Source organism: bacterium, from assembly GCA_024224155.1.
Lineage (GTDB): Bacteria > Acidobacteriota > Thermoanaerobaculia > Multivoradales > JAHEKO01 > CALZIK01.
On record JAAENP010000571.1, the window covers coordinates 1 to 755 of the forward strand.

2 protein-coding genes are annotated in these 755 nt (G+C 64.8%); both read left to right on the forward strand.

What is annotated here, in order from left to right; all coding sequences use genetic code 11:
• Window positions 1–408: RpiB/LacA/LacB family sugar-phosphate isomerase (locus GY769_26105; protein MCP4205400.1), on the forward strand; the 408-nt coding region annotated here is incomplete at its 5' end.
• An 18-nt stretch (window positions 409–426) separates the two neighbouring features.
• The coding region (locus GY769_26110) for a hypothetical protein (protein ID MCP4205401.1) at window positions 427–755 on the forward strand (329 nt) is incomplete at its 3' end.

The window sequence follows — 755 nt, forward strand, 5'->3', positions numbered from 1 at the left end:
GAGAAACTGGCCGCCTACCTCGGCGAGCTGGGCTACGACGCGGTGGACTGCGGTACGTCATCGACTTCTTCGGTCGATTATCCGGACTTCGCCCACGAGGTCGCCCGGCGGGTGGCTACGGGTGAGTGCCGGTGGGGGGTGGTGGTCGACGGTGCCGGCATCGGCTCGTGCATGACCGCCAACAAGGTGCCTGGTGTGCGCGCCGCTCTCTGCTACGATCTGTCTTCGGCCAAGAACAGCCGCGAGCACAACCTCGCCAACGTCCTGACCCTGGGCTCGGGGCTGATCGGCGAAGGCCTGGCGAAGCAGATCGTCCGCACCTGGCTCGAGACCCCCTGGGGCTCGGGCCGCCACGAGAAACGAGTCGACAAGATCACCGAAATCGAGCGCCGTTACCTGAGGCGATAAAGAATAGAGGAACCGCCAATGTCCTTCGAGCTCCGCACCTACAGCTTCATCGACAGCATGCAGCCCCAGCTCGCCCAATACATCGCCAAGGACAACCGGGTGTTCGATCCGAGCGAGTACGACGCGGCGCTGTTCCTCGAAATCCATCCCGCGATGGAGATCCACCGCATGATCGATCTCGCCCTCAAGGCGACCGCGGTGCGGCTTGGCGTGGTCATTACGGAACGGCACTTTGGACAGCTCGAGGTCCACCACACCGACCAGGGTGAAGTACGAGCTGCCGGCCAGGCGATCCTCGACGCCACCGGCCTGACCGCTGGCGACCGCGCCGAGTGCAAGCTGCGGAC